The organism is Paractinoplanes atraurantiacus, assembly GCF_900215205.1.
Taxonomy (GTDB): Bacteria; Actinomycetota; Actinomycetes; order Mycobacteriales; family Micromonosporaceae; genus Actinoplanes; species Actinoplanes atraurantiacus.
This window is the reverse complement of sequence record NZ_OBDY01000049.1, coordinates 1-13789: the sequence shown is the minus strand read 5'-3', so window position 1 is coordinate 13789 and position 13789 is coordinate 1. Positions and strand designations below refer to the sequence as shown.

At 70.3% G+C, this 13789-nt stretch carries 9 protein-coding genes; 5 read left to right on the top strand and 4 right to left on the bottom strand.

The window, feature by feature from the left end:
• Window positions 1–89: 89 nt before the first annotated feature.
• Window positions 90–698, top strand: coding sequence for a hypothetical protein (locus CRP55_RS49390; RefSeq protein ID WP_143235514.1), 609 nt, complete (start codon window positions 90–92; stop codon window positions 696–698).
• Window positions 699–950: 252 nt separating this feature from the next.
• Here the strand turns inward: CRP55_RS49390 and CRP55_RS49385 are convergent, their stop codons facing one another.
• The gene (locus CRP55_RS49385) at window positions 951–1556 is read right to left on the bottom strand and encodes a hypothetical protein (protein WP_097329055.1); all 606 of its coding nucleotides are present in this window, start codon (window positions 1554–1556) and stop codon (window positions 951–953) included.
• A gap of 189 nt (window positions 1557–1745) precedes the next feature.
• On the opposite strand from CRP55_RS49385, the gene CRP55_RS49380 reads away from it, so the two are divergent.
• From CRP55_RS49380 to CRP55_RS49370, 3 genes are all read left to right on the top strand, one after another.
• Complete coding sequence (locus CRP55_RS49380) at window positions 1746–3506, top strand: glycoside hydrolase family 6 protein (protein WP_097329054.1); 1761 nt, start codon at window positions 1746–1748, stop codon at window positions 3504–3506.
• 101 nt (window positions 3507–3607) lie between these two features.
• A complete protein-coding gene (locus CRP55_RS49375; protein ID WP_097329053.1) occupies window positions 3608–4369 on the top strand; it encodes a PP2C family protein-serine/threonine phosphatase in 762 nt (253 codons plus the stop codon).
• Between the two features lie 154 nt (window positions 4370–4523).
• Entirely contained in the window at window positions 4524–7847 is a 3324-nt protein-coding gene (locus tag CRP55_RS49370) for an NACHT domain-containing protein (protein WP_097329052.1), read from the top strand.
• Here the strand turns inward: CRP55_RS49370 and CRP55_RS49365 are convergent.
• Both CRP55_RS49365 and CRP55_RS49360 read right to left on the bottom strand, forming a co-directional pair.
• Entirely contained in the window at window positions 7840–8811 is a 972-nt protein-coding gene (locus CRP55_RS49365; protein ID WP_218855184.1) for an endonuclease/exonuclease/phosphatase family protein, read from the bottom strand. The genes CRP55_RS49370 and CRP55_RS49365 overlap by 8 nt on opposite strands.
• A 99-nt stretch (window positions 8812–8910) precedes the next feature.
• Window positions 8911–11349 carry a LamG-like jellyroll fold domain-containing protein gene (locus tag CRP55_RS49360; RefSeq protein WP_179855691.1) on the bottom strand — a complete coding sequence of 813 codons (2439 nt, stop codon included), beginning with the start codon at window positions 11347–11349 and terminating at the stop codon, window positions 8911–8913.
• A 184-nt stretch (window positions 11350–11533) separates the two neighbouring features.
• On the opposite strand from CRP55_RS49360, the gene CRP55_RS49355 reads away from it, so the two are divergent.
• The gene (locus CRP55_RS49355) at window positions 11534–13048 is read left to right on the top strand and encodes a sensor domain-containing diguanylate cyclase (protein WP_097329050.1); all 1515 of its coding nucleotides are present in this window, start codon (window positions 11534–11536) and stop codon (window positions 13046–13048) included.
• Here the strand turns inward: CRP55_RS49355 and CRP55_RS49350 are convergent.
• Window positions 13041–13661, bottom strand: coding sequence for a hypothetical protein (locus CRP55_RS49350; RefSeq protein WP_097329049.1), 621 nt, complete (start codon window positions 13659–13661; stop codon window positions 13041–13043). The two genes, CRP55_RS49355 and CRP55_RS49350, sit on opposite strands and share 8 nt — an antisense overlap.
• Window positions 13662–13789 lie beyond the last annotated feature (128 nt).

Below are 13789 nucleotides of genomic sequence, written 5' to 3'. Positions count from 1 at the left end.
CCGGGATGCTGGAGTACCCCCCGGCGGATCGGCTTACACCAATCGTCCTCCTTCCCATCGCCTTCTCCTTCTTCTCCTCGGAGCACACCGTGGACGAAACCTCGCGCATGACCCCGGCGGCGCGCGCCGCCCTGGTCGCGCTCTCCCAGGGCAGCTGCGACTTCCCCGGCTGCCGCACACCCGTGATGGTCTTCCTGGGCACCGAGCCCGAGGTCAACGTCGAGCCGGTCCGCATCCGCGGCGCCGACCCGGACGGCCCCCGCTACACACCCGGCTCGGACCCTTCGTCGTACGACTCCTTCGACAACCTGCTGCTGTTGTGCGTCCCGCACCGCAAGACGATCGACCACGACGAGAAGTCCCACCCGGTCGAGCTGCTCCAGTCGTGGAAACCTTCGGGCCCGCTGTCGTCGCTGCAGGGCTTGACCGAGCAGCGCCTGGACGCCCTGCTGACCACGGCCTTCAGCACCGCCCACGACCAGATCGACGAGGCACTGACCGCTTTCGAGAAATCCGACCCGGCCGCCGCGCAACTCCTCCGCGAACTGACCGACACCTTGCACGACCAGCGCGCCCGCTACGGCGCCGACCCCCGCCTGACCACGGCCTTGACCACCATCAACGACCGCCTGGACACCTTGCTGGCCGGCACCCCACCACCCCGCCCACCGCGCGTGAACATCGGCTGGCGCTCCTGAACCGCCTTCGAACCGCGGCACCACGCCCGAACCCCCGGCCGGCGCTCCTGAAGCCACCTTTGAACCGCGGCGCCCCGCCCGAGCGCCGGCCGGGACTCCCCGAGCTAGCGCACCCCCTGCGTGGCGCCTGGTCGCGGGCCTCTTCGCTGGTCTGCCGGCCAACTGCCACGCGCCTGTGCGACCTCGGCCCGAAGCTCTAGACCTGTTGGACCACGGTCCGGGGGCGCGCTTCCCGAACGTCGGCCGGCGCTTTCAGAACTGTTGGACCACGGTCTGGCGGCGGGCTTCCTGGACGTCGGCCATCAGCTCGTCCCAGACCGGGTCGGCGCGCAGCGGGGCGACGCCGGCCGGCCCACCGACGCGCGAGTGCGAATACTCCCACCAGGCCGCGACCCGCACCGGCCACAGGCCGACCGCGACCGCCCCGGCGATGAAGCAGCGGTGGGCGAGCAGGGTCGCGGCCAGGGTCTCGGGGTCGAGGTCGAGCGTCTGGTCGTCGACCGCCTTGCCCAGGGCCCGCACATCGCGGTGCATCTCCGAGTAGGCGATCAGCCCCGGCATCGCGGGCAGGCGCCGGTGAGCGCCCGGCTCGACCAGATCGTCGGCATACGCCGGATTGAAGACCACATCGTCCACGGTCACGATCAACGGCAGCGACTTGCGCCCCCGGCGGATGTCGAGCTGCACCGCCGGCGCCTTGGTCGGCACGAAGACGGATTGCGCGTCGAGCACGTCGTCCGGATCGAGCTCAGCCGTGTCGCCGAGGGCCGGAATGTGCACGGTGAGAAGACCGCGGCGGACGGCGACTTCGGCGTTCGGGACCTCGCCCAGCGCCTCGACGATCTCGAAAACCTGCACGCACCGTTTATACGCCATGGGTGCCATGACCAGGCCAACCGCCCGGTGTTAACACATCATTTCTGATCTATAACTTGGACGTTGCGGTGGGAGCGCTCCCATGCCATGCTGTCGGGACAGCCGGGGAGCGATGCCCCTCGATGCCTCTCCCGGCCATCCCCGCCACCGCATGTCTCGAGGAGCCACCACATGAGACCTGTCCTCACCCGCGGCCTGACCGCGGCTGCCGCAGCAACGCTCGTCTCCGGTCTCGGCGTCGCCGTCGCGACCAGTGCGAGCGCGGCCGCCGGCTGCCGGGTCGACTACACCGCCAACAGTTGGAGCACGGGGTTCACCGGCGCGGTGACCGTGACCAACCTCGGCGACCCGATCTCCGGCGGCTGGCGTGTCACCTGGGCCTTCCCGGGCAACCAGCAGATCACCCAGGGCTGGAGCGCGACCATCTCGCAGTCCGGGCAGAACGTCACGGCGACCAACCCCTCCTGGTCGACCACGATCGGCACCAACGCGAGCGTCAACTTCGGGTTCAACGCCAATTACTCGGGCACCAACACCAACCCGGCGAGCTTCTCGCTCAACGGCACGGCTTGCACGGGCGGCACGACCCCGACCTCGCCGCCGCCCACGACCACCCCGCCTCCGACGACACCTCCGCCGACCACACCGCCCCCGACGACCACCCCGCCGCCGAACGGCAGCAAGGTCGACAACCCGTACGCCGGGGCCAAGGGTTACGTGAACCCGGAGTGGAAGGCCAAGGCCGAGGCCGAGCCCGGCGGCAGCCGCGTCTCGAACAACCCGACCGCGGTCTGGCTCGACCGGATCGCCGCGATCGAGGGCACCGACGACAGCAGCTCCAACGGCTCGATGGGCGTGCGTGACCACCTCGACGCCGCTGTCGCGCAGGGCGCCGGTTACATCCAGTTCGTCATCTACAACCTCCCCGGCCGCGACTGCGCCGCTCTCGCCTCCAACGGCGAGCTCGGCCCGAACGACCTGCCGCGCTACAAGGCCGAGTACATCGACCCGATCGCCGCGATCCAGGCCGACGCGAAGTACAAGAACCTCCGCATCATCAACATCGTCGAGATCGACTCCCTGCCGAACCTGGTGACCAACACGTCCGGCCAGGCCGGCGGCACCGCGATGTGCGACACGATGAAGGCCAACGGCGGCTACGTCCAGGGCATCGGATACGCCCTGAACAAGCTCGGCGCTCTCAGCAACACCTACAACTACGTCGACGCCGCCCACCACGGCTGGATCGGCTGGGACTCCAACTTCGGCCCCACCGCCGACATCATGCTCCAGGCCGCCCAGGCCTCGGGCAGCGTCAACAACGTGACCGGCTTCATCACCAACACGGCCAACTACTCGGCCCTGCGTGAGCCGTTCGTGCAGCCCACCACCTCGGTCAACGGCCAGAGCGTCCGCCAGTCCAAGTGGGTCGACTGGAACCAGTACACCGACGAGCTGTCCTTCGCACAGGCCTTCCGCACGAAGCTGGTCTCGATCGGCTTCAACTCCAACATCGGCATGCTGATCGACACCTCCCGCAACGGCTGGGGCGGCTCGCAGCGGCCCACCGCGGCCAGCACCTCCACCAACGTCGACACCTTCGTCAACGAGTCCCGCATCGACCGTCGGATCCACGCCGGCAACTGGTGCAACCAGTCCGGCGCCGGCCTCGGCGAGCGCCCGACCGCGGCCCCGGCCACCGGCATCGACGCCTACGTCTGGGTCAAGCCCCCGGGCGAGTCGGACGGCTCGAGTTCCCTCATCCCGAACGACGAGGGCAAGGGCTTCGACCGGATGTGCGACCCGACCTACACCGGCAACGCCCGCAACGGCAACAGCCTGAGCGGCGCCCTGCCCAACGCCCCCATCTCCGGAGCGTGGTTCTCCGCGCAGTTCCGCGAGCTGATGGCGAACGCCTACCCGGCGCTGTGAGTGACGGGTAACTGAGACCGCCGGGCCCCGCTCTAACCCACGAGGAGCGGGGCCCGGTGTTTTCCACACGCCTGGGCGCCAGAGTCCGATAAGAAAGAACGGTGGAAATCACCAAGGTCGCCTGGACCGTCACCGGCCGCCGCCTCACCGCGGCGGCCGGCTCCGTCGTCGGCGACCGCTACACCGAGAACTACGACGTCCTGCACCTGGACCCCGGCGACCCGCTGGCGGTGGTGGCGGACGGCATGGGCGACGGCCCCGGCAGCACCGTCGCCGGCAACACGGCGGTCGAGGTCTTCGTCCGCTCCCTGGGCGAGCCCGTCCTCGCCCCCGAGCCGGCCGCGCTGCGGGCCGCGGTGACACAGGCCCAGGACGCCGTGCGCAGCGCGGGAAGCAACCTGCCCGAACTGACGGGCAGCACGCTCACGGCTTTCGCGGCCGCTGACAGCCCCGACGCCGACGCCTGGATCGTGCAACTGGGCGACTCCCGCGCCTACCGCCTGCGTGACGGCCTGCTCGACCTGCTCACCATCGACCACACCATCGCCTGGGTGGGCATCCTGAACGGCTGGTTCGCCGCCGACTCCGACGAGGCTGCGGCCGCCCGTTACCGCCTGACCCGGTACGCCGGCCACCCCGACGCCCCCGAGCCCGACCTGCTCAACGTCACCCTGCACCCCGGCGACGTCTACCTGCTCTGCACCGACGGCGTCTCGGACCAGCTGACCTACGAACGCCTGACCCGCATCCTGGCCACCGACGACCCGGCCGCCGCGGTGGCCACCCTCCTCGACGACACCCTCTCCGCGGGCGGCGCCGACAACGCGACAGCGGTCGTGATCCGCGTGGAACGAACTGTCTAGGAATCCCACTTTCCCCTCCTTCTCGCTCGCCAAGCCTCGCAGCCCGCGCCAGGCACGTCGTCAGCCCTCGGGTTGTCAGACCACGGGTGGACGCGCGCCTCGAACGCCTGGACCATGATGGATCCCTCGGCCGCCTCAGCGAGGGAGTTCATCGATGGGCAAGACACTCAGCTACGCCGACGCCGCCCGCCTGCTCGGCGGCGGTGACAGCAAGCTGGTCACGGCCCTCGACAACATCGCCGGCGGCCTGCTGCTGGCCGCCGTGCCCGCCTTCCCCGCGGTGCTCGGCCTGTTCGACGCCAAGGCCGAGTTCGCCCGCCTCGGCCGCGACCTGGTCCGTGGCGCCGCCGAGAAACGCAGCGGCCTGTCCCGCCACAGCCGCACCCAGCGGATCGAGGCGGCCCACTCGATCTTGGTGGTGACCGCCTTCTTCGAGGAGATGGCCGCCGCCGACCTGCCGTTCCGCTTCGCCGACCTCGAGCTGACCCGCGCCGAGCAGGAGTCGCTGGCCGCCGGCAGTCCCGGCTCGGCCGCGGACATTCTCGCTTTCGACACCCTGGCCTGTCCCGTACTCCTCCCCTCGCCCCACGAGCCCGACGACGAGTTCCGCCGCCGGCTCACGGCGTACTACCGGAATCTCTCGATGGCGACGCTCGACTTCGTGCAGGGGCTGGCGGCCGTCTCCCGCCTGCCCGAACGCGCTCAGGAGCGCACGGCCGACGTCCTCGACGAGCTGCCGGTCAAAGCCGTCGAGCGCTACGACGACCTGCGGCGGCGGCTGGCAGCCGACTTCCCCGAGGTCGCGCTCTGGTCGGCCGGGCGTCAGCATGCCGCCACCCACGCCGCGGTCGGCGGGCTCGCCACCGCGATGTCCGGCATGCAGCGCCTGCTGACCGACATCTCCACCGGCCGCCTCCCCGACGACCGCCGCGCCGCCGTCGCCGGCGCCTATCGCGCGGCCCTCGACCGCCCGATCGTCGAGTCGTCCGACGCCCCGCCCGGGCTGCGCATCCCGACGCTCGCCGAGGCCTACGTCCAGCCGCTCTTCCGAGTCGCGCGGGTTCAGCCCGGCACCCCGCCCAGCGACGAGCAGTGGTGGTCGGCCCAGGCCGTGCGCGCCGACATGGACGAGTTCCTCGCCGGCCACCTGACCTCCCCCGAGGCGGTGACCGCCCCGCTGCTGGTCCTGGGCCAGCCCGGCTCCGGCAAGTCGGTGCTGACCAAGGTCATGGCCGCTCGCCTCCCCGCCGCCGATTTCCTGCCCGTCCGCGTCGTCCTGCGCGAGGTACAGGCCGACGCGGAACTGCAGGACCAGATCGAGTACGCCATCAGGTCCGCCACCGGCGAGCGCGTCGAGTGGCCGGCCCTGGTCCGCTCCGGCCCCGACACCCTGCCGGTGGTGATCCTCGACGGCTTCGACGAGCTGCTCCAGGCCACCGGCGTCAGCCAGACCGACTATCTGGTCCGCATCGCGCGCTTTCAGCGGCGCGAGGCCGACCAGGGGCGGCCTCTGGCCGTCCTGGTCACGAGCCGCACCAGCGTGGCCGACCGCGCCCGCGCTCCCGAGGACACGGTCGCACTGCGCTTGGAGCCCTTCGACGACGCCCGGGTGGAATCCTGGCTCCAGGTGTGGAACGCCGCCAACGCCGGCTGGCTGACCACCCGGGGCCTGGCTCCCCTGCCCGCGCCGACGGTCCTGCGCCACCGCGACCTGGCCGGCCAGCCTCTGCTGTTGCTGATGCTGGCTCTGTACGACGCCGACGGCAACGCCCTCCAGCGCCTGACGGGCGACCTGGGCCAGGGCGAGCTGTACGGTCGCCTGCTGCGCAACTTCGCCACCCGCGAGGTCACCAAGCACCGTCCCGACCTCGACGATCGCGGCCTGGCCCGGGCCGTCGACGAGGAGCTGCACCGGCTGGCGGTCGTGGGCCTGGCCATGTTCAACCGCGGCACCCAGTGGATCACCGAGCCCGAGCTGGAGACCGACCTGGCCGCCCTGCTGGTCCCGTCCTCTCCGATGAGCCGCTCCGACATGCGCGCCCCGCTGACCGCCGCCGAGAAAGCACTGGGCCGCTTCTTCTTCATCCATCACTCGCAGGCTTCGCGCGACGGCGCCGACCTGCGCACCTACGAGTTCCTCCACGCCACCTTCGGCGAATATCTGGTCGCCTGGATCGTCTGGCGGGCCCTCCGCGAGATAGCCGCCCGCGAGGCGGTCTCGGAGTTCTCGTTGAGCGCCGCCCCCGCCGACGACGACAGGCTGCACGCGCTGCTGTCCTTCGCCCCGTTGTCCAACCGCTTGCCGATCCTCACCTTCCTGGGCGAGAACACCGCCGCCCTCACCCCGGAACAGCGCGTTCCCCTGGCCGGCCTGGTCATCCGCCTCTTCCGGGCCGCGCATCTCCCCCGCCCCGCCCGCACGTACGGGGTCTACCAGCCACGCCACCAGTCCGTTCCCGCCCGGCACGCCGCCTACGGCGCCAACCTGGTCCTGCTGGCCACCTGTCTGTCGGGCGACCTCACCGCCCGCGAGTTGCTCGGCCCGGTCACCGACCCCGTCGGGGTCTGGCACCAGGAAGTGCTGTTGTGGCGCTCCCAGCTCACCAGCGACGAGTGGTCGGGCATCAGCACAGTCCTCGGCCTGGAACGGACGTGGGAGGGCGAGCAGCGAGGCTTCCGGCTCGGGCTGGCGCGGGAAGAAATCGCCCCGCCGCCGGTCGACCCGGCCTGGACCTACGGGCTGCGCTACACCGACGGCCGGCGGGACGTCTATGCGCAGCACGGGGCCGCGCAGCTCATCCGCAAGGAGTATCTCCAGTGCGGAAACCTGGACGACGTGCTGATGCACACCGTGGAGCCGCTGTTCGACCGCCTCGGCGAGACGGTGAACCTCTACCTGGGATTCCCGAAGACGGGCTATGTCTCCGCCGCCAACCTGCTGATGCGAGTGTGGACCCTTCCGCTGCTCGACGTGACGGAGGACGAGCGGCGGGACGCCTACCTGTGCGGCATGGACGCCGCCGCCCGGCTGACGGCCGACTCCCGGCCGGACTATCTCCGGCTGATCTTCGACCGGCTCGCCACCGACACGCGGGCGACCGTGGCCACGGCCCTGGAGGTCCTGAGCCGGTACGACTCGATGCAGGTGACGCTCGCCGGGCGGGCCGATCCCGCGGCCGTCGCCAACTGCGCCATCGCCTTCCTCATGCGGACGGAAGACGGCGGCGAGGCTGACAGAGCGAGCCTCGCCGCGCTGCTCTCCCCTCTGCTGCCTGACCCCAGCGCCGACGATCCGGAGGTGATCGCCCTGGCCTGGGTGCTCCTGGCCGAGCGCGGGATCACGGTCGCCTGGCGGCGGAACCGTGCCGGCTGGGCCGCGTTCCCCGAGCTGACGGAGCGCTGGCAGCGCGCGATTTCGACGGATCACTCCGCCGTGGTGAGGACGGATCACTCCGCCGAGGTGAGGGAGGTCAGCTGAAGTCGAAAGTGGCGACCACGGGGGCGTGGTCGGACTCGGGGAACTTGGTGTCGGTGGCGAAGGACTGGGACTCGTCGTGGAGGAGTTCGTTGTGGATTTCTGAGCCTCGGTAGTGGGCCAGCATGTTGCGGGTGACCAGCATGTGGTCGAGCATGTCGCCCTTGCCCTGGTGGAAGAGGGTGTAGCGGGAGGACTCGGGGATGGAGGTCTCGATGGGTACCAGGACCCGGCCGGCCAGGGCGCCGTTTCCGGTGTCCTCCACTTGGCCCCGGATGGCCAGGACGGGGACCTCGTCGGGGGTGGCGTTGAAGTCGCCGGCCACCACGATGCGGGCGTCGGGGTTGGCGTCCAGGAGCTGGTCGACCAGGCGGCGGACCTCCAGGGCCTGGGCCATGCGCTTCATGGAGGAGATGAAACTGCCCTCGGCCCAGGAGTCGGCGCTGCGCCAGGTGTAGGCGTCGATGGTCTGGCCGGGGATGTCTGACGGGATCTTGCTTTTGAGGTGGACGTTGATGACGTGGAGGGGGGTGCCGCCGACGTTGAGTTCCACGTGGAGGATGGGGCGCTCGACGTTGATCTCGATGGGGAACTGGTCGGGTGGGTTGGCCGTCAGGCGGCGGTAGGTGGGGGCCTTGACCAGCTCGTTGCGGAGCTGGTGGCGGGCCAGCACCGGCAGGTGGGTGACTACCACCAGGTTGCGCTCGTTGTAGACGCCGTCGTCCTTCGGTTTGGTGCTGACCAGTTCGGCGCCTTCGAGGTTGGTGCCGGTCAGCAGCTCGCGCAGGGCGTGCAGGTCGCGGGGCTGGCCGGGGCGTTCCTGGCCGTGGACCTCTTGGAAGCAGGCGATGTCGGCGCGCAGCCGCTTGATCTGCGGGCGCATGAGGGCGATGCGGGCGGCGAGCGACGGGCTGACGCCGGCCGGGGTCTCGTCGAAGTTCTCCAGGTTGAACGTCGCGATGCGCATGGGCCGAATCTAGGCCTTGAGCTGCGAAAACAGGAGGTGAATGTCCTAGATCCACCAGCATGGAGGCGGGTCGATGCGACCCGCCTCCATGAGCCAGGGTCAGTTGCCGGATTCGTACAGGGAGGTGATCTCAGCGGCCGAGAGGGCGCGGTCGTACAGGTGGACCTGGTCGACGGTGCCGTCCAGGTAGTCGACCGGGTTGCCGCCGTACTTGCCGCGGCCGATCACGGTGTTGCCGGTCGGGGCGGCCTGGGGCAGGCACGCGCTGACCGAGCCGGCGAGCGTGCCGTCGACGTACAACCGCAACTCGCCCTTGACCGTGTCCCTGACGCCGACCAAGTGGTACCACTGGCCCACCGTCGGCTTGAACGACGCCAGCGCGCGGACGCCGGCGAAACTCATCGCGAAACGCTGGTCGGCGCCGGAGTACTGCAGGAAGAAGTCGCTGTTCTGCGGGCCGTCCTGGCTGATCACCGTCTGGAAGGCGCCGTCGGCCTTGTCGAGCCTGACCCAGGCGGCGGCCGAATAGTCGGAGGCCGTGTTCAGCAGCGGCGCGCCGGCGTCGAGGAACTCCGACGAGCCGTTGAGCGCCACACCCTGCCCGTTGTGCCCGTCAACAAATGATCCGGCCGGCGTCAGGCTGCCGTACGAGCCGTCGAGCGGCCAGAAAGCGATCCCGGTCAGACCCGGCGTGCCGGCCGGCGGCTGCGGCACCGAAGCACCCGAGCCGTCGGCGGAGCGGATGATCTTCTGGTTGATGGCCTTGACCTTGCGCAGGTCCATCTTGGTGACCTGCCGGTCGTACGTGAAGAAGCCGTTGAGCTCGCCCTCCACATCCGAAAGCTGCGTGTAGATGGCCGCGCTGATGCCGCAGTACTGCGCCGAAGTGAGCACTTCCTCCTGATTACCGACGTACTTGGCGGTCAGGGTTGCCGAGTCGGGCTCCATCTCGTACGCCTGGCCGTCGCCGAACCACATGTGGTTGGACGTCTTGAGGCCGTAGCCGCCGTGCTCGCCGTCGATCGACACACGGGTCTCCGACGGCGCCGGGGAGGCCGGGCCGAGGTACTGGTGGAAGTCGATCACGTCGCCGCGGCCGGAGTCGCCCTTCGAGTTGCAGCAGTTCACGCCGCTGTGCGCGTTGACCAGGCGGGACGGGTCCTGAGCCTTGACCGAGTCGGCGATGCGGCCGGTGGCGGCCCGGTCCCACTCGCCCCAGCCCTCGTTGAACGGCACCCAGGCCACGATCGACGTCCACGACGAATGCTCGCGGACCATCTCGTGCAGCTCCGCCTCGAACTGGTCGCGCCACTCGGGCGGGATCGGGCCCGTGTTCGACGACGGCATGTCCTGCCAGACCAGCAGGCCCAGCTTGTCGGCCCAGTAGTACCAGCGGTCCGGCTCGACCTTGATGTGCTTGCGGACCGCGTTGAAGCCCATCGCCTTGTCCTGCTGGAGGTCCCACTTCAGGGCGGCGTCGGTCGGCGCGGTGTGCAGGCCGTCCGGCCAGAAACCCTGGTCGAGGTTGGCCATGTTGAACAGGATCTTGCCGTTGACGGTGATCCGGAGCTTGCCGTCGGCACCCTTGGCGGTGCCGACCGTGCGCAGGCCGAAGTACGAGCCGACCGTGTCGACCGTGCGGCCGTTGTCGAGCAGGGTGACCGTCAAGTCGTACAGGAAAGGATTGTCGGGGGTCCAGAGTTTTGGTTTGGTGATCGGCAGGGTCAGCTCGCTGCCGGCGGCGCCCGTCGCCGTGCCGACGACGCGCGAGCCGTCACGCGCCACCGCCTTGACGGTCAAGCCGCTCCCGGTGGCGTTCACCTTGAGGCGCAAAGCCGACAAAGATGGCGTCGAGACCAACTCGGTGATGTTCGCGGTGGGCACCGGCTCCATCCAGACCGTGCGCCAGATGCCGGAACTGCCCTGGTAGAAGATGCCGCGGTCGCCGGTTCGGCGCTGCTTGCCGATCGGCTGGCCGGTGGCGTCGGTGAGATCCTCGGCCCAGACGATCAACTCCTGCGGGCCGGTGCCGATCAGCGCGTCGGTGACGTCGGCGTCGAAGCCGTCGTAGCCGCCCCGGTGCGTGGCGACCTGCGTGCCGTTCACATAGACCTTCGCGTCGTAGTCGACGGCCCCGAAATTCAGGCGCAGGCGGTTGCCCTGCCCGACCTTCCAGTTCGCCGGCACGGTGAAGGTCCGGCGGTACCACATGCGGTCTTCGTGCCTCTGAATGCCACTAAGGGCAGATTCGATGGGGTACGGCACCAGAACGCGCTCGCCGAGGCTCTGCCCCGCGGGCACGGCCTGGCCGACGTCCGCCTTGGCGAACTCCCACACGCCGTTGAGGTTCTGCCACTTGTCGCGGGTGAGCTGCGGCCGGGGATATTCGGGCAGGGCGTTGGTGGGCCCGACCTTGCTGGTCCAGGGGGTGGCCAGGGGCGGGATGCCGGGATGCCAGGTGGGGGCGGCACTGGCGGGGGCGGCCAGGCCGAGAGAGGCGGTGATGAGGAGGGCGGCTAGCAGGGCATGTCTTCTCACGCGCGATGATCCCTTCGGTCGCTCGTGTTACGCCATGAGCCAACACATTTCAACAATGTTTCACAGGTAGCGTCAAGGACTCATGAGCGTCGATGTTTGCCCGAAGAGGCAGGAACCGAGGTGCACCCGGCTCGCACTCCCCCGGCCTATCAAGCCCCGCCCTTTGGTGCCGACTCATAAGGGCATGAGCGTGAGCAGCGAAATCCGGCCTCTGGGGCCGGAGCCCGTCGACGAGCCGCAAGAGGCGCTGCTCGCTGCCCTGGTCGCGTTCATGACCAAGGACACCCCGTCGGTGCAGCACGTCCTCGACCTGACCAGAACCCACCTCGAGCGGGCGGCCGGCCTGACCGCGGCCACGGTCTTCGAACTCGACTCCGAGACCGGTCTGCTCTTCCCGACCGCGCAGCTCGGCGAGCCCGGCAAGCGCGACACCCTCACGGCGGGCAAGGTCTTCCGCCTCGCCGCCGGCGCCGCCCCCAAGGTCACCGGAGAGCAGATGCCGATCCGGCTGCGCATCGGCGGGCAGACCGTCGGCGTGCTGCTGCTGACCGGAAGCAACCTGGACGAGCTGCGCCCCGACGTGCTCGCCGTGCTCGCGCTGCACTTCGCCACCACCCTGCAGGGCCTGGCCGCCGAGAAGCAGCGGCAGTGGGTCTCGCACAACACCGCCATCATCCGCCGCCTGTTCGAAGAGGGCATGGCCGCGACCAGCGTCGAGGCGGCCGGCCGCATCCTGGCCGGCGCCGCCGCCGACGGCTTCCGCACCGAGCACGCCGCCGTCTTCCTGATCGACGCGGCGGGCAAGATCGATTACGTGCACGGGGTCAACCTGCCCGGCGACGACAGCGCCCTCGCCACCGTGCTCGGCCAGGCGATCGCGCAGACCCCGATCTGGCAGGCGATCAAGGACGGCAAGGTCTCCCTGGTCAACGACGCCGCCACGGCGAACGTGCTGCCGAACGGCCCGGTGCGCTCGATGGGCATGAAGTCGTACATCGCCATGCCGTTGATGTCGACCGGCGGACCCGTCGGCATGATCCTGTGCGGCGACTCCTCGGCCCCACGGGAATGGACCTTCCGCGACCGCATCTTCGCCGAGCAGCTGTCGGTCGAGGGCACCCTCATCGTCGACAGCGCCGGTATGCGCCAGGCGGCCCAGGCGCACGTCGCGCAACTGAGCCACCAGGCGTTCCACGACTCCCTGACCGGCCTGCCGAACCGCAGCTACCTGATCGACCGCGCCGAGCGGGTGGTCACCGACGCGGCGTCGCACGGCGGCCAGGTGGCGCTGATGGTGCTCGACCTGAACGGCTTCAAGCAGGTCAACGACACCGAAGGCCACCAGGCCGGCGACGTGCTCCTCCAGCAGGTGGCCAAGCGCCTGCTGGGCGCGGTCCGCGACGACGACGTGGTCTCCCGGCTGGGCGGGGACGAGTTCGCGATCCTGCTGACCCGCGACCCCGACGACACGGTGGCGGCGGCGGTGGCCGACCGCATCTGCGACCGCCTCCGCGAGCCCTTCACCATCGAAGGCCAGCAGGTGACAGTGGGCGGCAGCGTGGGATATGCGCTGTTCCCCGAGGACGCGACGGATTACGAGGCCCTGATGAAGGGCGCCGACGCGGCGATGTACGAGGCCAAACGAGACACCAAGAAGTACGGCGGCGGCAAGCGCCGGGCACGCCCGCAGGTCAGCTGAAGATGCCGGCCACCGAGACGCCGACGATGGCGCCGGCGGCCAGGAAGCCGAAGCCGAACCGGCGGGTCTCGGGAAGCCAGGCGGAAGCGCCGACGAGCAGATAGAGCGGGACCCAACCCCAATAGGGGGCGGAAAGGCCGGCCAGGGACGGGAAAGCGGTCATCGGGCCGAGCGAGCACAGGCACGGGCCGCCGCAGCCGAGCGCGATGCCGGCCAGCAGGCCGGCGAGGAGGCCGCGGTCGATCACTTCGGCGGGAACGCGGGGCGAGGCGACGGTGAGGGTCGGGTCGGCGTCGCCGGGCAGGTGGGCCAGGGTGATGACGTAGCCGGCGGGGTCGTGGACGACGAGGACGCGGCCGTCGGGGCCGGGGCCGTCCTCGACGCGGCAGCCGGACTCCTCCCAGAAGTGGCGGATCTCGTCGAAGATGGTGCCGGCGGTGTCGCCGAGGTCGGGCAGGTGGCCGCCGCGGAGGATGCGGGCGCCGGGGCCGGGTGGCGGGCGCAGAAAGGCGGCCGGGACCGGGACCAGGCGCAGGCCGGCGTGGGCGTGCAGGGTGGCTTCGAGGCGCTGTTCGACGCCGCGGGTGGCCGCCGCCCGGCTGAGTCCCTTCACCCCGCCGACGATGCCAGCCTTTCGCCCGAAATTTCGTGAAATGCGCCCGGAGTGCAGCGCCCCGCGCGGGCTGGGCGGGGTGACGCGGGCTGGGCGGGGTGACGCGGGCTGGGCGGGGCGGCGCGGGC

Coding starts and splice junctions, on each gene's coding strand:
- CRP55_RS49380 (WP_097329054.1), top strand. CDS start 1,746: ATGAGACCTGTCCTCACCCGCGGCCTGACCGCGGCTGCCGCAGCAACG.
- CRP55_RS49370 (WP_097329052.1), top strand. CDS start 4,524: ATGGGCAAGACACTCAGCTACGCCGACGCCGCCCGCCTGCTCGGCGGC.
- CRP55_RS49365 (WP_218855184.1), bottom strand. CDS start 8,811: ATGCGCATCGCGACGTTCAACCTGGAGAACTTCGACGAGACCCCGGCC.
- CRP55_RS49355 (WP_097329050.1), top strand. CDS start 11,534: ATGAGCGTGAGCAGCGAAATCCGGCCTCTGGGGCCGGAGCCCGTCGAC.